This is a genomic window from Achromobacter sp. 1011811831 (assembly GCF_059760905.1).
The window spans coordinates 137,423-157,336 of sequence record NZ_JCBANG010000002.1; the positions used below are offsets into that span (position 1 = coordinate 137,423).

Below are 19,914 nucleotides of genomic sequence, written 5' to 3' on the forward strand. Positions count from 1 at the left end.
TCAAGCCCCTCCCACCGGAGGGGCTTTTGCTTGGCCGCGCGTTTCGTCCGCTCCGTGCAGCGTTCCCGTTGATTTCCCTCTTGCGGCCTGACGCGCCGCGCGTAATATTGGCGATGCAAGTGCGGGCGCGCGGTACGCAACGCATCTGGCCGCGGCTACGCGCCCGCCGCGGCAACGCCCGGTCGGGCTTGCCGTCTTCGCCCATCTGCATTCAGCAAGGGAAGAGGCCATGACTCGCAAGACGCGCATCGAGCTTTACCGCAATATCGGCATCAGCGCCCATATCGACGCGGGCAAGACGACCACCACCGAGCGCATCCTCTTCTACACCGGCATCACTCACAAGATCGGCGAGGTGCACGACGGCGCCGCCGTGATGGACTGGATGGAGCAGGAGCAGGAGCGTGGCATCACGATCACGTCGGCTGCCACCACCGCGTTCTGGAAGGGCATGGCTGGCAACTATCCCGAGCACCGCATCAACATCATCGACACACCGGGACACGTGGACTTCACCATCGAGGTCGAGCGCTCCATGCGCGTGCTGGACGGCGCCGTCATGGTGTATGACTCCGTCGGCGGCGTGCAGCCGCAGTCCGAGACAGTCTGGCGCCAGGCCAACAAGTACAAGGTGCCGCGCCTGGCCTTCGTCAACAAGATGGACCGCGTGGGCGCGGATTTCCTGCGCGTGCAGCGCCAGATCGTCGAGCGCCTGAAGGGCGACGCCGTGCCGATCCAGCTGCCCGTGGGGGCCGAGGATCACTTCGAGGGCGTCATCGACCTGGTCAAGATGAAGGCCATCATCTGGGATGATGCCAGCCAGGGCGTGCGCTTCGAGTACCGCGACATTCCGGCGAACATGCAGGCCGAGGCCGATGCCTGGCGCGAGAAGATGGTCGAGAAGGCGGCCGAGGCCAACGAGACGCTGCTGGAGAAATACCTGTCCGGCGAGGCGCTGACCGAAGAGGAAATCAAGCAGGGCCTGCGCGCCCGCACCGTGGCCAACGAGATCGTGCCCATGCTGTGTGGCAGCGCCTTCAAGAACAAGGGCGTGCAGGCCATGCTGGACGCGGTGATTGACTACCTGCCGTCGCCGGTGGACGTGCCGGCGATCAAGGGCCACGACGAGCGCGACCGCGAGATCGAGCGCCATCCGACCGACAAGGAACCGTTCTCGGCCCTGGCCTTCAAGATCATGACCGATCCCTTCGTCGGCCAGCTGGTGTTCTTCCGCGCGTATTCCGGCGTGGTGAAGTCGGGCGATTCCGTCTACATCCCCGGCAAGGAAAAGAAGGAGCGGCTGGGCCGCATCCTGCAGATGCACGCCAACGAGCGGCGCGAGATCACCGAGGTCTATGCCGGCGACATCGCGGCGGCGGTGGGGGTGAAGGACGTCACCACCGGCGATACGCTCAGCGATCCGGCGCACGTCATCATCCTGGAACGTATGGTGTTCCCCGAGCCCGTGATCTCGCAGGCGGTGGAGCCCAAGACCAAGGCCGACCAGGAAAAGATGGGCATCGCGCTGGGCCGGCTGGCGCAGGAGGATCCGTCGTTCCGCGTGCGCACCGACGAAGAGTCGGGGCAGACGATCATCTCCGGCATGGGCGAGCTGCACCTGGAGATCCTGGTGGACCGGATGAAGCGCGAGTTCGGCGTGGAGGCGACCGTGGGCAAGCCGCAGGTGGCCTATCGCGAGACCATCCGCAAGACCTGCGACGAGGTCGAGGGCAAGTTCGTCAAGCAGTCGGGCGGCCGTGGCCAGTATGGTCATGTGGTGCTGAAACTGGAGCCGCAGGAACCGGGCAAGGGCTACGAGTTCGTTGACGCGATCAAGGGCGGCGTGGTGCCGCGCGAATTCATCCCCGCGGTGGACAAGGGCATCCGCGAATCGCTCAACGCCGGCGTGCTGGCGGGTTATCCGGTGGTGGACGTGAAGGCGACGCTGTTCTTCGGCTCATACCACGACGTGGACTCGAATGAAAACGCCTTCCGCATGGCCGCGTCCATGGCGTTCAAGGAAGGCATGCGGCGCGCCGATCCGGTGCTGCTGGAGCCGATGATGCAGGTCGAGGTGGAAACGCCGGAGGACTTCACCGGCAACGTCATGGGCGACCTGTCCTCGCGTCGGGGCATGGTGCAGGGCATGGAAGACATCGCGGGCGGTGGCGGCAAGCTGGTGCGGGCCGAGGTGCCGCTGGCCGAGATGTTCGGCTACTCCACGTCCCTGCGTTCGCTGACGCAGGGACGGGCCACCTACACCATGGAGTTCAAGCACTACGCCGAGGCGCCGCGCCAGGTGATGCAGGAAGTCATCGCGGCCAAGGGCGGCGGCCGCTGATCGCGTCGCGGGCGGATCAGGCCGGGGCGGCGGCGGTTGCCGTCCGGCCGCGCCCGCGCAGCGATGCCAGGCGCACCCCCAGCAGGATCATCACGAAGCCGTAGGCGTGGAACAGCTGCGGCGCTTCGTCCAGCAGCGGCCAGGCCAGCAGCGCCGCGTAGACCGGCACCAGGAACATCGACAGCCCCGCCGTGGCCGGGCCGGCCTGGCTGATCAGCCGGCCGTACACGTAGTACGCGCCCAGGCTGGGCACGACGGCCAGGAACAGCAGCGTGGCGGCCAGGCGCGGATCGCTCCAGGCCGGCGCGGCGCCGGTCAGCGTTTCAACGGCGGCGAAGGGCGCCAGCGCCAGCGCGCCGGCGGCCATCATCACGGCCAGCTTGGCGCTGGCAGGCACCGCGGGCTGGGGCAGGCGCTTTTGCAGCACCGTGTAGAAGGCCCAGCCGGTGGCGGCCAGCAGCACCCACAGATCGCCCTGGCCGAAGGCCAGCCGCGCCAGCACATCGGCGTCGCCGCGCGACAGCACCGTCAGCACGCCGCCCAGCGCCAGCAACAGGCCGGCCACGCGCGTGGCCGGCAGGGGCTTGCGCCAGATCAGCGCTTCCAGCAGCGATACCAGGATGGGGCTGCACGAGAAGATCAGCGCGATGTTCGTGGCGCTGGTGTTCTGGGCGCCGATGTATTGCGGCGCCACCGCCACGCCCATGCCCAGCACCGCCAGGGGCAGCAGCGAGGGCAGGCCGCGGCGCAGCGCCTGGCGGTGCCGGTACAGCGCGGGCGCGGTGATCGGCAGCAGGATCAGCAGTGCGATCAGCCAGCGGCCGAAGGCCAGGAAAACGGGGGGAAGGGCGGCGTCGTGGGCCCATCGGGCCGCCACCATGTTGGAGGCGAAAAGCGCGGGGGCGCTGAAAAGCATGGCCGTGCCGGCAAGGCCGGGGCGTGCTGCGGGTGCTGCGGTGTGAGGCATGATGTCCGGCCGCGCGGGTCGGCGCGCGGCTTGCTGCGATGAATCGCCGGTGTCCGGGCGGGGTTGTGCCGCCGCTCGGGCGCCGGATCGGACAGGCGGGGTAGTGCCCGTCTTGCTAGAGAGTCTATCGGCAGATTCGCAAAATAGGTTTCCGTATTCACGCCTGATCTGGCGGATAAGGAAAATTAATATCCTCTAGAATTCGGTTTTGAAGGGATATTCTCTAAAGCAGGAGCGCCCCGCGTGTCCACGCCACCCAAAATCGATGAAACCGACCGCAAGATCCTGCGCGCGCTGCGCGCCGACGGCCGGCTGACCAACTTGAAACTGGCCGAGCAGGTCGGGCTGTCGCCCACGCCTTGCTGGAATCGCGTCAGGGCGCTGGAAGAGGCGGGCGTGATCGAGGGCTATGCGGCGCTGCTGAACCAGAAGGCGCTGGGCCTGCCGGATACCGTCATGATCGAGGTGACGCTGGAACATCACGACGATGACACGCTGGCGCGCTTTGGCGAAGAGATCACCCGCCTGCCGGAGGTGGTCGAGGCTTTCCTGGTCACGGGCGAATACGACTATCTGATCAAGGTCGCGGTCGCGGGCACCGAGGGCTACGAGGAATTCCTGCGCAAGCGCCTGTACACGCTCAAGGGCGTGCGGCACAGCCGTTCCACGTTCGTGCTGCGGCGGCTCAAGCACACGCCGTCGGTCGAGCCGTGACGCGCGCGTCGGGCGCGCCCGGCGCGGAGCCGGGACGGTTCAGCCCAGTCCGTTCAGGAACTCGTCGATCGCGCCGTTGAAGGCCCGCGGATTGCCCAGGTTCATGCCATGCGAAGAACCGGCGATATCGATGCGCCGAGCCTGTGGCAGCCAGCGCGACAGCGCATCCAGCACGGCGGGATAGGGTTGCGGGCTGAGGGCGCCGCCGATCAGCAGGGCGGGCAAGGCCAGGCTGCCGATCTGTGCGGCGGTCAGGACGGGTGGTTTCTCGTCGACCTGTCCGAACAGGGTGCCGACGTTGTCGCGCACCATTTCCTTGAACCAGGGCACCATGCGCTGCCAGGTGTTGGGGCCGGTCACCGTGTCCACGAACAGCGCCAGGCCGGTGTCCACCTCGCCTTGCCGGATCAGCGCGAGCGCCTCCTGGCGGAAGCTGCCGCGCAGATCGTCTTCGCCGGGCAGCGGCAGGCCGGGATCGGCCAGCGTCAGGCTGCGCAGGGCGTCGGGCCGCCGCAGCGCGACTTCCAGCGCGACGCGGCCGCCGCGCGAATGGCCGACGAGATCGGCGCGTCCGCCGGCCACCTGGTCGATGAACTCAAGCACGTCCTCGGCATGCTGCGCGACCGAGAAGCCGCCGCCTTCGCCGTTCCAGGCTTCCGGCCAGTACCGGCGCAGGCAGACAGCCAGCACCCGGCGGTTGCGGCCTAGCGGGCCCATCTGCGATTTCCAGTAGCGGCTGTCCGACAGCGAACCGTGCACCAGCACTAGCGGGTCGCCGCTGCCATATTCGGTGTAGGACATGGCATAGCCGCCGATGATGGCGGTCTGCTGGGGCAGGACGGGTTCGGAACGCATTGGTGCAGGGTTGGGAGGGCCAGGGTCGCATTCTAGCCCGATGCGCCGCGCCCTTTGAGGCGCCGAGGCCGGAACGGCTGCTCCGTGAACTGCTGATATGCTAATTGCGGATCGCCCGTCGTCCGGCGGGTTTTTGCGAACACTCATTTGATCGGAGCTGTCCCGATGTCCCCGGAGTCCCTTGCCGCCTTGCCCGAATCCGTCCAACGTGTCGCCCGCCTCCTGCTGGAGCTGGGCCACGACAAGCCCGTGGTAGTCCTGCCGCAGACCGGCAAGACCTCGGCGGAAGCGGCGGCGGGCCTGGGCTGCGAGGTGGCGCAGATCGCCAAGTCGATCATCTTCCGCCGCGCCGCCGACAACGCGCCCGTGCTGGTAATCGCCAGCGGCACCAACCGGGTGGACGAGGCCAAGGTGTCGGCGCAGGTGGGCGCACTGGCCAAGGCCGACGCCAAGTTCGTGCGGGACATGACGGGCTACGCCATCGGCGGCGTCTGCCCGATCGGCCACGCGGTCAAGCCGGTGATGCTGCTGGATCAGGACCTGTTCCAGTACGACAGCTTGTGGGCCGCCGCCGGGCATCCGCACGCGGTGTTCAACCTGACGCCGCGACAACTGGCCGACATGACCGGCGCGCCGGTCGCGGACGTGGCGCAGCGCGCCTGACCCCGCTGGCCGCCGCGCGGCCGGGCTGTCAGTGCGGATGCGCCAACAGCCCGTCGATCAGCACCTGGCGCAGGCCCCGGCTGCAGCTTTCCACGCGTCCCTGCACCCCATAGACGGCGGCCAGCGCCTGCGGCGTGATCACATCCGCGGGCGCGCCGGCGCCCGCCAGCCGGCCCTGGTGGATCAGCACCGCCTGATCGGCATGCTGCAGGGCCGCGTTCAGGTCGTGCAGCACGATGACGCTGATCAGTCCGTGCTGCCGCGTCTCCTGCCGCAGCAATTGCATGACGTGGAACTGGTAGTTCAGGTCCAGCGCCGACAGCGGCTCGTCCAGCAGCAGCACGCGCGGACGGCGGATCAAGGCCTGGGCCAGGCCCACCAGCTGCTTCTGCCCGCCCGAGAGCGCGTCCAGATAGTGCAGGGCCAGGGGGGCGATGCCTAGGCGCTCCAGCAGCGTCTCGATCTCGGCGGGACTGGCCGAGGGCGCCAGTCCGTCGCTGGCGCGGGACGCCACCAGCACGGATTCGAACACCCGCAGATGCACTTCGGCGGGCAGGCCCTGGGGCAGATAGACGACATGGCGCGCACGGTCTGCGGGACTGGCTGCGGCGAGGTCGCAGCCGTCCAGGCGGGCGCTGCCCGCGCGGGCGCGCAGCAGGCCGGCCAGCGTCTTGAGCAGCGTGGATTTGCCGCTGCCGTTCGGGCCCAGCAGCGCGGTGATCTCGCCGGCGGCCATTGGCGGCAGGGTCAGTCCGTGCAGCACTTCCTGGCGGCCGTAACCGGCAGCCAGGCCCTCCACTTCCAGCATGGCAGGAGGAGAGGGGGCCTGGGTCATGGCTGACGGCGGCGCATGACCACCGACACGAAGAAGGGGATGCCGACCAGCGAGGTCACGATGCCTACCGGGATGATCACGCCGGGCATCAGGTTCTTGGACGCCAGCGAGGCGAGCGACAGGATGGTGGCGCCGATCAGGGCGCTGCCGGGCAGATAATAGCGATGGTCCTCGCCGAACAGCCGGCGGGCGATGTGGGGCGCCACCAGGCCGATGAAGCCGATGGTGCCGACGAAAGCCACGGACAGCGCCGACAGCAGGCTGACGCGCGCCAGCGCCGCCACTCGCACACGTCGCACGTCCACGCCGAAGCTGGCGGCGCGTTCTTCGCCCAGTCGCAGCGCGGTCAGCTTCCAGGACTGGCGTAAGGCCAGCGGCAGGGCCAGCGCCAAGGCCACGGCCAACGCGCCGGCGGACGCCCAGCTGGAGTGTGACAGGCTGCCCATGGTCCAGAACACGAGGTTCTGCAGCGCTTCGGCGCTGGCGACGAATTGCACCAGCGACACCAGCGCGTTGAAGCTGAACACCATGGCGATGCCGAACAGCACCACGCCCTGGGTGTTCATGCCCGCCCAGCGCGCCGCGGCGTCCAGCGCCAGCGCCGCCAGCGCGGCGAACAGGAAGGCGTTGCCGGCAATCAGCCAACCCGCGGGCACGCCGGGCAGGCCCAGGTTGAGCACGATGGCCAGCGAGGCGCCGAAGGCGGCCGCCGAAGACACGCCCAGCGTGAACGGGCTGGCCAGTGGGTTGTTGAGGATGGTCTGCATCTCGGCGCCGGCCAGGCCCAGCGCGGCGCCAACCAGCGCGGCCATCAAGGCCTGCGGCAGGCGGATGTCCCAGACGATGACGCGGGTGCTGGGATCGGCTGCGGCGGGCGCGCTCAGCGCGCGCCACAGTTCGCTCCAGGACAGGGCGGAAGGCCCTGTCGTGAAGTCAGCCAGCAGCGCAATGAAAATCGCCGCCAGCAGCAGGGCGATGAGCCCTGCCCGGCGGCGCAGGATGTGCCGATAGGCGGTGACCGCGGACGCGGCTGCCGCCATTACTGCAGCAGTTGGAGACGGCTCTTGGCCGTGCCGGCGGCGGGCGCGCTGGGATAGTCGCGGACGATGCGCTGCAGCGTCGTCTTGGCGCCGGCGCGGTTGTTCAGTTCGATCTGGCTGCCGGCGATGACGAGCAGGGCATCGGGGGCGCGCGCGTTGTCGGGGGCCTTCTGGACCATGCTGGTGAGCTGCTCGATCGCGCCCTTGAAGTCCTTCAGCGCGTAGCGGCTGCTGCCCAGGTAGAACTGGGCGCTCGGAGCGAGCTGGCTGGCCGGATAGAGCGCGGTGAAGGCGGCGAAGGATTCCGAGGCTTCCTTGTACTGGCCCTTGCGGAACAGGTCGATCGCGCCGTCATAGGCGGCCTGTTCCTGCGGATCGCCGGCATTCGCGCCAGGCGGGTTGGCGCTGCCGGCCGCGCCGCCGCCCTTGGCGCCGGGCTGCTGGCGGGATACGAGTTCGAGTTGGTCGCGCAATTGGGCGACTTCCTGCTGCAAGGCCTGGATCTGGTCGGCCAGTTGCAGCCGGGCGCGCTGGTTCTGTTCGTTCTGCTGTTGCACCTGCTGGCGCAAGTCTAGGATGGCCCGGCGGGCCTCGTCGTCGGCGAAAGCCTGGACGGGAGCGGCCAGGGCGGCCAGCGCCAGACCGGCGGAGGCAATCAGGGGACGCAGGGACAGAACGTTATCGCGCATGAAAATTCCCGGGTGAAAAAAGAAACGCCGGGACGGCCGGCTGACCGTCCCGACGCGTCGTGGGGCAATCGACTATACGAAAAGCTTAGCGCTGATAAACGATATCGGCGCGGCGGTTTTCCGCGAAGTCGGCTTCCGACGTGCCACTCGACTTCGGCTTTTCCTTGCCGAAGCTGATGGTTTCGATCTGGTTGTCGCTGACGCCCAGCAGGGTCATCATGCGACGAACCGCGTCAGCGCGGCGCTGACCCAGGGCCAGGTTGTATTCGGCGCCGCCGCGCTCGTCGGTGTTGCCTTCGATCTTGATGCGTTGCTGCTGGTGCGAGGCCAGGTAACGGGCATGGGTTTCCACCAGGCTGCGGTACTGGTCCGACACCGAGTAGCTGTCGAAGTCAAAGTATACCGAGCGCTGTTGCGCCAGGATGCTTTGGGGGTTGAAGGGATCAAGGATCTGGCCAGAGGCCTGTCCTTGGCCAGCGCCTCCGCCCTGACCCGCTTTATCGTCGAGAGGGACGGAGCTGCAAGCTGCCAGGGTGGCGGCCAGAGCGGCGATGGTTAGGCTTTTGGCAATGCGCGACTTCATGATAGTTCCTTTGCAAAGAGAGTCACACGTGTTATCGGGTAAATGGGCCCCAAGTCGGTTCACGTATTTCCCCATTCAGTACCGAAAGCGTCTGCCGTACGCGGCCATCGCTCGACACACCCGCAAGCACGCTACGGCCGTTCTGCACGGCGGCGTAGAGGACTTGCATGCCATTCGGCGCGAAGCTCGGAGACTGATCGTCACGACCATCAGTCAGCAAGGATTCGGAGCCTGAGGACAGGTTCAACGAGGCGATTCGAAACGCGCCGTCGCGTCTTGCAACGTACAGCAACGTCGATCCATCGGGGGAAATTCGGGGTGAGATGTTGTAACCACCATTAAACGTGAGGCGGCGAGCATCGCCACCGTCCAGGCCGGTCTGATAGATTTGCGGCCCGCCGCTGCGGTCACTGGTAAAGATAATGGAACGGCCGTCTGGCGTAAAGCTCGGCTCGGTGTCAATCCCGGGAGAACGCGTAACTCGGCGCATATTCGAGCCGCCGGCCGCGCTGACGATGTAAATTTGCGACAACCCGTCGCGCGTCAGCGCCACGGCCAGCTGGGTGCCATCGGGCGACCAGCCCGGGGCGCTGTTGTTGCCCTTGAAGTTGGCCACGGGCACGCGGGCGCTGGTGGCCAGGGTGTGCACGTACACGACCGGCTTGCCGGATTCGAAGCTCACATAGGCCAGCTTCGAACCATCGGGCGACCAGGAGGGCGAGATGATCGGCTCGCGCGAGCGCAGCGCGACCTGGGGATTCTGGCCGTCGGCGTCGGCGACCTGCAGTTCGTAGGTCGGGCCCTGCTTGAGCACATAGGCGATGCGGGTGGAGAACACGCCGCGAACGCCGGTGATCTTTTCGTAGATGCGGTCGGCGATCTGGTGGGCGACGCGGCGCAGTTCCTGCTCGGTGCCCGAGAACGCCACGCCGTCCAGCTGACCCTTCTTGACCGTGTCGGCCAGGCGGTAGCGCACGTCGTAGCGGCCGTCGGCGCCGCGCACGATGCTGCCATAGGCCAGGAAGTCGGCGCCCTTCGAGCGCCAGTCGTCGTGCGAGATGGCCGAATCGACGTTCAGGCCGGCGCCGGCGGCGCTGATCAGGCGGAACTGGCCCGTGCGGGTCAGGTCGGCGCGGATCACCTCGGCCAGGGCGCGGCCGTGGGCATCGTCCACGGCGAAATCGGCGATGGCCACCGGGTATTGGGTGGCGCCGGTGCCGGAAATGTCGACGCGCAGTTGCGCGTGGGCAGGCCGGACGGCCAGCAGGCTGGCGAACGCCAGCAGCAGCGCCAGTCCGTACGTTCGCCAGAACGCAAGGAGGGGGGCGCTTCGGCTATGGGCGGGAGTCATGATCAGCAATCTCCTGTCTATTAGTACATGCTGTACTCACCGTAGATACTCGGTTCGTAGCGGCCATTCGAAGGTTTCGGGAAGGGGTTGCAGCGGCGGATGCCGGCTTCGATCGCGCGGTCGAACGCCGGGATGCCCGAAGAGCGGGTAATCGTAACTGCGGTGACCTTGCCGTCAGAAGTATTCAACTTTACTTGGTATTCGGCCGTGGGGTTCTCCGCGCCGCTGCGGGGAGGCGTCGGATAAGCGACGCCCGGCTGCACGCAGGCACGGACCTTGGCGCCGTAGCCCGCGTCGCGGCCGCCGGATCCGCCGGTCTGGTTGCGGTCGGCGGTGCCGCCCGGGATGCCTGCCGCGCCGAGCGCGTCGTTGCGGAAAGCGTCCTTGAGGGCCTTGTCGGCGGCGGCCTTCTTGGCGGCCTCTTCCTTGGCCTTCTTCTCGGCGGCGGCCTTTTCGGCAGCGACCTTTTCAGCCGCTGCCTTTTCGGCGGCCGCCTTCTCGGCAGCAGCCTTGTCGGCGGCGGCCTTCTTGGCGGCGTCTTCCTTGGCCTTCTTCTCGGCGGCGACCTTCTCGGCCGCGGCTTTTTCCGCGGCGGCCTTCTCGGCGGCAGCCTTGTCAGCGGCCTGGCGTTCCTGCTCCAGGCGCTTCTTTTCCTTCAGCTCGGCCTGCTTGCGCTCTTCCTCCAGGCGCGCCTTTTCCTTGGCGGCCTCGGCGGCTTCGCGCGCCTTTTCCTCTTCCTCGCGCTTCTTCTTGGCTTGCTGCAGCGCGATCTCGGGGTCGACTTCCGACTTGGGCGGCTGGACCTTGGGCTCGGGCGGAGGCGGGGGAGGATCCGGCTGCTTCTGTGGCTCGGGTTCCGGTTGCGGCTTGGGCTGCGGCTGGGGTTTGGGCGGCTCGGGCGTGGGCGGCGGCGAAACGGGCGAATTGCCGTTCGCCCAGAGCTGCACTTCCACCGGGCCGGGCGTTTCCGTGCGCCAGTTCAGGTTGAAGATCAACACGGCCAGCAGCAGCGCGTGCACCAACAAGGCCAGAAGCAAGGCTTTCCGGTTGTCATTGTTGGGCGGCGTGGCCGGGGGGCCGCTGCGGTGTCGAATGATGGGTGGCGTCATGGGCGTTGCGTGCCGGCGAGCCGGCGGGAGAGCGTCGCGTTAGCGTTTCTTCGCGGGAGCGGGCTGGTTGCCGCCGGCGGACTGGTCCACCAGCAGGCCCAGGCGGGTGATGCCGTTGGTGCGCAGCTCGTCCATGACCTTCACGACCGTCTCGTAGGGCACCTTGCCGTCGGCGGCGATGACCACCGGGGTTTCCGCGGTGATGCGCGAACGCACCTGCGCCACCAGCTCGGGGCGGGCGATGTCCTGCATCGTCGCGCCGGGCTCGCGCATGCGCAGCGCGATCTTGCCGTCTTCGGAGATCTGCACTTCCAGCGGCTTGACCGGCACGTCGGAGGCGGCGCCGACCGACGGCAGCTGGATCAGGCCCGGCGTGATCAGGGGCGCGGTCACCATGAAGATGACCAGCAGCACCAGCATCACGTCGATGTAGGGCACCACGTTGATGTCGGCCTTCATGCGGCGGCCGGACCTGCCGCGCGAGCTTACCGAGGGCATTAGCGCACCTGCCGTTGCAGAATGTTCAGGAACTCGTCGACGAAGCTGTCGAAGCGGATCGACAGACGGTCGATGTCATTGGTGAAGCGGTTATAGGCGACCACGGCCGGGATGGCCGCGAACAGGCCGATGGCGGTGGCGATCAGCGCTTCGGCGATGCCGGGCGCGACCGAGGCCAGCGTGGCCTGCTGCATGTTCGACAGGCCGATGAAGGCGTGCATGATGCCCCAGACCGTGCCGAGCAGGCCGATGTACGGCGACACCGAGCCAGCCGAGGCCAGGAAGTTCAGGTGCGATTCCAGCGAGTCCATTTCGCGCTGGTAGGCGGCGCGCATGGCGCGGCGCGGGCCGTCCAGCAGGGCGGTGGCGTCGCCGCCGGAACCGCCGCCGCGGCGAGCCTTCAGGAATTCGGTCATGCCGGCGTCGAAAATGCGGGCCAGGGCGCCTTGTTCGTCGCGGCGCGAGGCCACGGCCTGCTGCAGCATGGACAGGTCGCCGCCCGACCAGAAGTCATCCTCGAAGCGGCGAGTCTGGGAGTCGGCGCGCTTGATGGCCAGGCGCTTGGCGAAGATGTAGGTCCAGGACATGATCGAGATGCCCAGGAGCATCAGCATGATCAGCTGGACCGGCACGCTGGCGTGCGAAATCAGCGAAAGCAACGACATGTCGTTGGTGGCTTGCATGGTTATTCCTGAATTGATCCCAGTTTGGCGCGTAGGTCGGCCGGCAGTTCCGCCGGCCGCATTTGAACGGCGTCGACACAGCAGACTTGGATGTTGCCTTCGGCAAGCAGTTCCCCGTCGCGTTCCGCGCGCTGCGCGAAGTGTATCGAAGCTCGGCCCAGTCGTGTGACTCGGCTGCGTATGGTAAGCAAGTCATCCAGCCGGGCCGGCTTGCGGTAGGCCATGTCCAGCGCCTTGACGACGAACAGCCGCTGCTCTGATACGGCCAGGCCGGACTGGTTGATTCCCAGATCGCGCAGCCACTCGGTGCGGGCGCGTTCGAGGAATTTCAAGTAGTTGGCGTAGAAAACCACTCCTCCAGCGTCCGTGTCTTCGTAGTAGACGCGGACCTGGAAGAGGGATTCTGGGGACTTCGGATCGGTCACGATGCTGATATGGGCGTTGCGTATTCGGGACGCGAAAAGTCCGTAGTAGCTATAGGGTTAGAGCGTGTCCAGCTTTGCCAGCACTTGCTCAAGCGCGGACTGTACCGGAATCTTGACCGCTTCGGTTTCCCGACGGGCCTGCAATTCCACCACACCGTCGTTCAGGCCGCGTTCTCCAACTGTTACGCGCAGCGGCGCACCGATCAGTTCCCACTCGGCGAACATGACGCCGGGACGGGCGTCGCGGTCGTCCAGGATGACGTCCACGCCGCGCGCCAGCAGCGATTCGTAGAGCTTCTGGGCGGTGTCACGCACCGTTTCACTTTTACCCCAGCCAACCGGGCAGATCACCACTTCGAAGGGGGCGATGGCGCGCGGCCAGATGATGCCGCGGGCGTCGTGGTTCTGTTCGATGGCGGCGCCCACGATGCGGGTCACGCCGATGCCGTAGCAGCCCATTTCCAGCGTGGCGGGCTTGCCGGTCTCGTCCAGGAACGTGGCCTTGAGGGCCTCGGAGTACTTCTTGCCCAGATAGAAGACGTGTCCGACTTCGATGCCGCGCATGATGGAAAGCGTGCCCTTGCCGTCCGGCGAGGGGTCGCCGGCGACCACGTTGCGCAGGTCGGCGACCTGCTCGGGCTCGGGCAGGTCGCGGCCCCAGTTCACGCCCTGGATATGGAAGTCTTCCTTGTTGGCGCCGCAGACGAAATCCGCCATGTGGGCGACCGTGCGGTCGGCCACGACGCGGACCGGCTTGGCGGTGCCGACCGGGCCCAGATAGCCGGGCTTGCAGCCGAAATGCTCGACGATCTCGCTTTCGGTGGCGAAGCGGAAGCCCGCCAGGCCGGGCAGCTTGCCGGCCTTGATCTCGTTCAGCTCGTGGTCGCCGCGCAGCATCAGCAGCCAGATCTGGACCTGGCCCTTGTCGCCTTCGGTGGCCAGGACGATGGATTTGACGGTCTGTTCCAGCGGGATGCCGAGCAGCTTGGCCACGTCCTCGCACTTGGCCGCGCCGGGGGTGGCCACTTCTGCCATGGGCTGGCGGGCCTCGCCGCGCACCGGGTACAGGTTGGGCGCCTCGGCCAGCTCGATGTTGGCCGCGTATTCGGAGTCGCTGTTGTAGACCAGCAGGTCCTCGCCGGTTTCGGCGATGACCTGGAATTCATGACTGCGGGTGCCGCCGATGGAGCCGGTATCGGCCGCCACGGCGCGGAACTCCAGGCCCAGGCGGCTGAAGATGCGCATGTAGGCGGCGTACATCGTGTCGTAGCTGCGCTGGGCGCCGGCTTCGTCGCGGTCGAAGGAGTAGGCGTCCTTCATGGTGAATTCGCGGCCGCGCATCAGGCCGAAGCGGGGACGGCGCTCGTCCCGGAACTTGGTCTGGATGTGATAGAAGTTCACCGGCAGCTGGCGGTAGCTGTGGATCTCGTTGCGCGCGATGTCGGTGATGACTTCCTCGGACGTGGGCTGCAGCACGAAATCGCGCTGGTGGCGGTCCTTGATGCGCAGCAGTTCGGCGCCGTACTGCTCCCAGCGGCCCGATTCCTGCCAGAGTTCGGCCGGCTGGACCACCGGCATCAGCAGCTCCAGGGCGCCGGCGGCGTTCATCTCGTCACGGACGATGGCCTCGATCTTGCGGATGACCTTCAGCCCCAGGGGCATGTAGGTGTAGATGCCTCCGGCCAGCTTGCGGATCATGCCGGCCCGCGTCATCAGCTGATGGCTGGCGACTTCGGCTTCGGAGGGGGCTTCTTTGAGGGTATTGAGGTGGTAGGTAGATGCGCGCATGGTTAAAGGTGGCTGCAGATACGTATAATCGACTGTAATTGTATTGAATTCGGTGGGGGTGGCCCATGCTTGATCGCGAAGGCTACCGCCCCAATGTCGGCATCATTCTCGTCAATGGCAGGAACGAGGTCTTTTGGGGCAAGCGGATCAGGGAACATGCTTGGCAGTTCCCTCAGGGTGGCATCAAGTACGGCGAAAGCCCGGTGCAGGCCATGTATCGCGAGCTCCATGAAGAGGTGGGCTTGAAGCCCGAGCATGTCCGTATTTTGGGGCGTACACGAGATTGGTTACGTTATAACGTGCCAGATCATTTCGTCCGGCGTGAGTGGCGGGGCCACTATAAAGGACAAAAGCAGATTTGGTTCCTGCTGCGCCTTATCGGACGCGACAGCGACGTATGCCTGCGCGCGACGCAGCATCCCGAATTCGACGCCTGGCGCTGGAGCCAGTATTGGGTGCCGCTGGACGCCGTCATCGAGTTCAAGCGCGATGTCTATACCCAGGCGTTGAACGAGCTATCTGCCATACTCTTCCGGCGTCATCACGAAACCCGCTACCTGCGCCAGCGCGTGCATGGCCAGCGGGCTGCTGAGAACTTGCCCGAAGGAACGGACGGTCATGCGCATATTGTTGGTTGAAGACGAACGGGACATGGCGTCCTGGCTGATGCGCGCGCTCGCCCAGAGCGGCTTCGTGCCCGACCACGCAGCGGACGCCCGCAGCGCCGAAGCCTTCATGGCCGGCAACGAGTACGACGCCATCGTCATGGATTTGCGCCTGCCGGACAAGCACGGCCTGGTGGTGCTGCGCGAAATGCGCAACCGCGACGACCGCACGCCGGTGCTGCTGCTGACCGCCCAGGGCGCGCTGCAGGACCGCGTGCGCGGCCTGAACCTGGGCGCCGACGACTTCCTGACCAAGCCCTTCGCCCTGGAAGAGCTGGAAGCCCGCCTGACCGCCCTGGTGCGGCGCAGCCGCGGTCGCCAGCATCCCCGGCTGCAATGCGGTTCGCTGTCCTACGACAGCGAAAGCCGCGCCTTCACGCTGGACGGCTCCCTGCTGTTCCTGACCCCGCGCGAGCACGCCGCCCTGGCGGCGCTGCTGACCCGCAGCGGCTATCCGGTGGACAAGTCGCAGCTGTTCGGCAAGGTCTTCACCCACGACAGCGAAGCGAACCCGGATGCCATCGAGGTGGTGTTGCACCGGCTGCGCAAGAAACTGGCGGGCAGCGACGTGCGCATCGTCACGGTGCGCGGGCTGGGCTACATGCTGGAAAGCGTGGCCGCAGCGCCTGCCGAAGGCAACTAGCTGCCGTCAGCGCTGACGGCCTGTTCGCAGGACGGCTCGACCGGCGGCGGGCCGGTTCCGCCGGCGGCCGGCCATTGCCCTGTCTCCTCAGGGATCGCCGCTCGCGCATCCCGATGAAAGACGCTTCCAGTGCCATAATCGCGCTTTCCGCCGTGTGGCGGGCTCCCGTTCCCAGAGCAGGCTGGTCGTGAAAGAACCCAGATCCGATTCCGACGCATCCGACTCGGCGGGCGCGCGCCCATCCCGACCGCCACGGATCGGCATCCGGGCGCTGCTCATTATCCTGCTGCTGCCGGGCGTGATCGCGCTGCTGGTCATCGACAGCCTGTACGACTACCGCACGCTGGCGGCGATCACCAACGAGGCCTACGACAGCGCCCTGGTGGAGCCCGCCCGGGTGCTGGAAAGCAGCCTGGAGTTCACGCCCGAGGGCAATCTGCAGGTGGCGACGCCGCTCTACGCTCAGGTCATGCTGGAATCCCGCGCCGGCCTGCGCAAGTACTTCCGCATCGAGGAAATCAATCCGCCGTTGCCCGACGGCGCGCCGGTGCCCACGGAGCAGGGCAAGACCTTGCTGGGCATGCCCGAGATGCCGCGTCCGCCTGAATGGCCGCGTTCGAACGGCCTGCCCATTTTCTACGACAGTGTGTACCGCAACGATCCCGTGCGTGTGGTGGCCGTGGTGCGCGACCTGTACTACCAGGGCATGCACCGGCAGGTGCTGGTGATGGTGGCGGAAAGTACGGGCAAGCGCATCGAGGCCGAGAGCAACGCGCAGCGCCAGGAAATACTGCGCGACGCGCGCATGCTGGCGCTGGTGGCGCTGCTGGTCTGGTGGGGAGTGTCCTGGGCGCTCAAGCCGCTGCGCCGGCTGCGCGCCGACATCCGCGGCCGCCGTCCGGATGACCTGACGCCGCTGGACGCGGCGCGCGTGCCGAGCGAAGTGGCGCCGCTGGTCGATGCCGTCAATCACCACATCGCGCGCTATCGGCGGGTGCTGGACGAGCAGTCGCAATTCCTGGCCGACGCCTCGCACCAGCTGCGCACGCCGCTGGCGATCATGTTGACTCAGGCGCAATACGCGCTCCGCGAGCGCGATCCGGCGCGCGCGCAGGAAGGCCTGCGGGCCATCGTCGGCCAGCTGGGGCGTACGCGCCGGCTGACCGAGCAGCTGCTGTCGCTGGCGCACGCCAACCAGGCCGAATCCTTGCCGCGCCAACTGCTGGACATGAACGACGTATCGCGCGAAGTGGTGCTGAAGTATCTGCCGCTGGCGCACGAAAAGCAGCAGGACCTGGGCTGGAGCTGCGCCGACGCCGAGGACGGCGTGGATGCGTCGTTGCCCGTGTCCGGCAGCGAGGCCGAGTTGCACGAGGCCTTGTCCAACCTGGTTCACAACGCGATCCACTACGCGCCTGCCGGCGCGCGCATCACGGTCTCGGTCGGCCGGACCAACGGCCGCGTCGAAGTCGCCGTGTCCGACAATGGGCCGGGCCTGGATCCGGAGCTGCGCGCGCGCGCCTTCGCGCGTTTCGAGCGTGTCGGCACGGACCGGCCGGAGGCCGCCTCGTCGGGTTCGGGCCTGGGCCTGGCGATCGCGCGGGCCTATGCGCGCCGTAACGACGGCGACATCGAGCTGCGTGACGGAGAGCCCAACGACCAGGGCGGCGTCGGCCTGGCGTCGGTGCTGTGGCTGCCGTTGGCGCCGACGGTGTCGCCATATCCCCGCGCCGTCGAAATCGAACTCAAGGGCGATCAGTAACCCCCTCCTGTTTTTCCTCCGGCTTTCAAAGGGCTGGCGTCCGTGCTCAGGGATTACCCCTGGATTCAGGGGCGCGACAGCGGATGGAAAGCGGATTCGCAGCTTGCTTGCGTAACCTGACTTCCAGCCTGCAGCAATGGGCTGGGCGCCGCGCATTTCGGACGGCGTCTCAAGGACCGGCACGGGTCCTGCTTGAGGAGGATGGAAGTGCAGAAAACAATCAACAGAAAAGACTATTACGGGGGCGCCCTGATGGTCTTGATCGGGCTGGGGGCGATCTACGGCGGCAGCGACTACCACATCGGCACCCTGAGCCACATGGGGCCGGGGTGCTTTCCCGCCGCGTTGGGCGGCCTGCTCGCACTGACAGGCGTGCTGATCGCCATTTCCGCGCGTTCCAGCACGCCGTCCGAGCCTGTGCCGGGCGAAGCCCACAGCCATAGCCTGCCCGACCTGCGCGGCAGCGTCTGCATCCTGCTGGGCACCTTGGCGTTTCTGGGCCTGGGCCACTACGGCGGCCTGCTGCCGGCGACCTTCGCCATCGTCTTCATTTCCGCGCTGGGCGACCGCAACAACACGATCAAGCAGGCCCTGGTGCTTGCCTTGGGCATGTCGGTGATCGCGGTCGTGGTCTTCTGGTGGGCGCTGCAATTGCAGCTGCCGCTCTTTCGCTGGGGTTGACGCGCCATGATCTCGCAATCCTTGATGGACCTCTGGTACGGCTTCGGCGTCGCCTTCCAGTTACACAACCTGATGTGGTCGTTCTTCGGCGTGCTGGTGGGCAACCTCATCGGCGTGCTGCCTGGCATGGGCGCGCTGTCGGCGATCTCGATCCTGCTGCCGCTCACCTATGTGATGCAGCCGGTGCCGGCCATCCTGATGCTGGCCGGCATCTTCTACGGTTCGCAGTATGGCGGCGCCATCGGCGCGATCCTGCTGAACCTGCCTTCACACCCACCGCACGCGGTCACCTGCCTGGATGGCTATCCGCTGACCAAGCAGGGCAAGGGCGGCACCGCGCTGGGCATCACCATGATCTGCTCGTTCTTCGCGGCATCGGTGGGCATCATCGTCATGATCTTCGCCTCGCCGCTGTTGGTTGAGGTGGCGTTCAAGTTCGGGCCGACGGAGATTTTCTCCATCATGCTGCTGGGCCTGCTGGCCGGCGCCACCATGTCCCGGGGTTCGCCGTTGAAGGGCGTGGCGATGACGCTGTTCGGCCTGATGTGCGGCGTGGTCGGCACCGACGTGAACACCGGCACCATCCGCTTCTCGTTCGGCCTGCTGGACCTTTCCGACGGCCTGGAGCTGGTGGCGATCTCGATGGGCCTGTTCGGCGTGGCCGACTTCCTGATGAGCGTGAACCGCATGACGATCATCGGCAGCGGCGCCAAGCTGCGCCTGCGCGACATGCGGCCCAGCAAGCAGGAGCTCAAGACCGCGTTCATGCCGATGGTGCGCGGCACGCTGGTGGGCACGCTGTTCGGCGCCATGCCGGGCACCGGCCCCACCATTACCACCTTCGTGGCCTACGCGCTGGAGCGCAAGATATCCAAGACGCCCGAGAAATTCGGCACCGGCATGATCGCGGGCGTGGCCTCGCCCGAGGCGTCCTCGCACTCCAAGACGCAGGTGGACTTCATCCCCACAATGAGCCTGGGCATACCCGGCGACGCGGTCATGGCGCTGATCCTGGGCGCGCTGCTGATCCAGGGCATTCAGCCCGGTCCGCAGCTCATCACCGAGCATCCGGACATCTTCTGGGGGCTGATCGCCAGCTTCTGGGTCGGCAACGTGCTGCTGATGGTGCTGAACGTGCCGCTGATCGGCGTCTGGGTGAAACTGCTGCAGGTGCCCTACCGCTACCTGTTTCCGTCGGCCCTGTTCTTTATTGCGGTCGGCGTATTCAGTACCCAGAACAGCCTGTTCCAGATCTGGGAAGTGCTGGCGTTCGGGGTGATCGGCGCCGTGCTGATGACACTGGAGTTTTCGGTGGCGCCCATCCTGCTGGGCTTCGTGCTCGGCCCAATGGTGGAAGAGAACTTCCGGCGCGCGCTGCTGCTGTCGCGCGGCGATCTGATGGTGTTCGTCCAGCGGCCCATCAGCGCCTGGTTCATCGGCGCCAGCGCCTTGCTGATCCTGCTGCAGGTCTGGGCCTTCCTGCGTCGTGGCAAGGCCAAGGACAAGCCCGAAGTCGCGCCCGCGGCCTGAAGCGGTTCGAGGCGGCTGGGAAGACGGCCCGGCGGAGTATTCCGCCGGGCCGTTTGATTTGTGCGGCACCTTGCCGCATGCTTGCACCTTCC

General features: G+C 66.9%; 20 protein-coding genes. 8 read left to right on the plus strand and 12 right to left on the minus strand.

What is annotated here, in order from left to right:
* Window positions 1-229 precede the first annotated feature (229 nt).
* Entirely contained in the window at window positions 230-2,341 is a 2,112-nt protein-coding gene (gene fusA, locus AC6LJ9_RS01585; protein WP_498146216.1) for an elongation factor G, read from the plus strand.
* A gap of 16 nt (window positions 2,342-2,357) precedes the next feature.
* Here the strand turns inward: fusA and AC6LJ9_RS01590 are convergent, their stop codons facing one another.
* Entirely contained in the window at window positions 2,358-3,257 is a 900-nt protein-coding gene (locus AC6LJ9_RS01590) for a DMT family transporter (RefSeq protein ID WP_498146217.1), read from the minus strand.
* Between the two features lie 294 nt (window positions 3,258-3,551).
* On the opposite strand from AC6LJ9_RS01590, the gene AC6LJ9_RS01595 reads away from it, so the two are divergent.
* Window positions 3,552-4,022: an Lrp/AsnC family transcriptional regulator gene (locus AC6LJ9_RS01595; protein WP_498146218.1), complete on the plus strand. Its 471-nt coding sequence runs from the start codon at window positions 3,552-3,554 to the stop codon at window positions 4,020-4,022.
* A 39-nt stretch (window positions 4,023-4,061) separates the two neighbouring features.
* Here AC6LJ9_RS01595 and AC6LJ9_RS01600 read toward each other — a convergent pair whose 3' ends face one another.
* Window positions 4,062-4,877: an alpha/beta fold hydrolase gene (locus tag AC6LJ9_RS01600; RefSeq protein WP_498146219.1), complete on the minus strand. Its 816-nt coding sequence runs from the start codon at window positions 4,875-4,877 to the stop codon at window positions 4,062-4,064.
* 165 nt (window positions 4,878-5,042) lie between these two features.
* Between AC6LJ9_RS01600 and AC6LJ9_RS01605 the strand changes: the two genes are divergently transcribed.
* Complete coding sequence (locus AC6LJ9_RS01605; protein ID WP_498146220.1) at window positions 5,043-5,540, plus strand: YbaK/EbsC family protein; 498 nt, start codon at window positions 5,043-5,045, stop codon at window positions 5,538-5,540.
* A gap of 28 nt (window positions 5,541-5,568) precedes the next feature.
* On the opposite strand, the gene AC6LJ9_RS01610 is transcribed toward AC6LJ9_RS01605, so the two are convergent.
* The 10 genes from AC6LJ9_RS01610 to AC6LJ9_RS01655 form a co-directional block, all read right to left on the minus strand.
* A complete protein-coding gene (locus tag AC6LJ9_RS01610) occupies window positions 5,569-6,375 on the minus strand; it encodes an ABC transporter ATP-binding protein (RefSeq protein ID WP_498146221.1) in 807 nt (268 codons plus the stop codon).
* Window positions 6,372-7,415, minus strand: coding sequence for a FecCD family ABC transporter permease (locus AC6LJ9_RS01615; protein ID WP_498146222.1), 1,044 nt, complete (start codon window positions 7,413-7,415; stop codon window positions 6,372-6,374). The genes AC6LJ9_RS01610 and AC6LJ9_RS01615 overlap by 4 nt, the downstream gene beginning before the upstream one ends.
* Window positions 7,415-8,104, minus strand: a complete 690-nt coding sequence (ybgF, locus tag AC6LJ9_RS01620; protein WP_212312388.1) for a tol-pal system protein YbgF — start codon at window positions 8,102-8,104, stop codon at window positions 7,415-7,417. The genes AC6LJ9_RS01615 and ybgF overlap by 1 nt, the downstream gene beginning before the upstream one ends.
* 85 nt (window positions 8,105-8,189) lie before the next feature.
* Window positions 8,190-8,687, minus strand: a complete 498-nt coding sequence (gene pal / locus AC6LJ9_RS01625; protein WP_212312389.1) for a peptidoglycan-associated lipoprotein Pal — start codon at window positions 8,685-8,687, stop codon at window positions 8,190-8,192.
* 31 nt (window positions 8,688-8,718) lie between these two features.
* Window positions 8,719-10,038 (minus strand): Tol-Pal system beta propeller repeat protein TolB, encoded by a 1,320-nt coding sequence (tolB, locus tag AC6LJ9_RS01630; RefSeq protein WP_392409354.1) that lies wholly within the window; start codon window positions 10,036-10,038, stop codon window positions 8,719-8,721.
* Between the two features lie 20 nt (window positions 10,039-10,058).
* Window positions 10,059-11,147 carry a cell envelope integrity protein TolA gene (tolA, locus tag AC6LJ9_RS01635; protein ID WP_498146223.1) on the minus strand — a complete coding sequence of 363 codons (1,089 nt, stop codon included), beginning with the start codon at window positions 11,145-11,147 and terminating at the stop codon, window positions 10,059-10,061.
* A 39-nt stretch (window positions 11,148-11,186) separates the two neighbouring features.
* On the minus strand, window positions 11,187-11,645 hold the full coding sequence (locus tag AC6LJ9_RS01640; RefSeq protein ID WP_006388741.1) for an ExbD/TolR family protein: 459 nt from the start codon (window positions 11,643-11,645) through the stop codon (window positions 11,187-11,189).
* Window positions 11,645-12,328 (minus strand): protein TolQ, encoded by a 684-nt coding sequence (tolQ, locus tag AC6LJ9_RS01645; protein ID WP_103272452.1) that lies wholly within the window; start codon window positions 12,326-12,328, stop codon window positions 11,645-11,647. Before tolQ ends, AC6LJ9_RS01640 begins: the two co-directional genes overlap by 1 nt.
* Before the next feature lie 2 nt (window positions 12,329-12,330).
* The gene (gene ybgC, locus AC6LJ9_RS01650; RefSeq protein WP_103272453.1) at window positions 12,331-12,753 is read right to left on the minus strand and encodes a tol-pal system-associated acyl-CoA thioesterase; all 423 of its coding nucleotides are present in this window, start codon (window positions 12,751-12,753) and stop codon (window positions 12,331-12,333) included.
* 57 nt (window positions 12,754-12,810) lie between these two features.
* Entirely contained in the window at window positions 12,811-14,541 is a 1,731-nt protein-coding gene (locus AC6LJ9_RS01655; RefSeq protein ID WP_212312392.1) for a proline--tRNA ligase, read from the minus strand.
* A gap of 65 nt (window positions 14,542-14,606) precedes the next feature.
* Between AC6LJ9_RS01655 and AC6LJ9_RS01660 the strand changes: the two genes are divergently transcribed.
* The 5 genes from AC6LJ9_RS01660 (at window position 14,607) to AC6LJ9_RS01680 (ending at window position 19,822) form a co-directional block, all read left to right on the plus strand.
* Window positions 14,607-15,179 (plus strand): RNA pyrophosphohydrolase, encoded by a 573-nt coding sequence (locus AC6LJ9_RS01660; protein ID WP_103272455.1) that lies wholly within the window; start codon window positions 14,607-14,609, stop codon window positions 15,177-15,179.
* Complete coding sequence (locus tag AC6LJ9_RS01665) at window positions 15,160-15,849, plus strand: response regulator (protein ID WP_103272456.1); 690 nt, start codon at window positions 15,160-15,162, stop codon at window positions 15,847-15,849. The genes AC6LJ9_RS01660 and AC6LJ9_RS01665 overlap by 20 nt, the downstream gene beginning before the upstream one ends.
* Before the next feature lie 256 nt (window positions 15,850-16,105).
* Complete coding sequence (locus AC6LJ9_RS01670) at window positions 16,106-17,611, plus strand: sensor histidine kinase (protein WP_212312433.1); 1,506 nt, start codon at window positions 16,106-16,108, stop codon at window positions 17,609-17,611.
* Between the two features lie 201 nt (window positions 17,612-17,812).
* Entirely contained in the window at window positions 17,813-18,292 is a 480-nt protein-coding gene (locus tag AC6LJ9_RS01675; RefSeq protein ID WP_498146224.1) for a tripartite tricarboxylate transporter TctB family protein, read from the plus strand.
* Window positions 18,293-18,298: 6 nt separating this feature from the next.
* Window positions 18,299-19,822 (plus strand): tripartite tricarboxylate transporter permease, encoded by a 1,524-nt coding sequence (locus AC6LJ9_RS01680; RefSeq protein ID WP_498146225.1) that lies wholly within the window; start codon window positions 18,299-18,301, stop codon window positions 19,820-19,822.
* Window positions 19,823-19,914 lie beyond the last annotated feature (92 nt).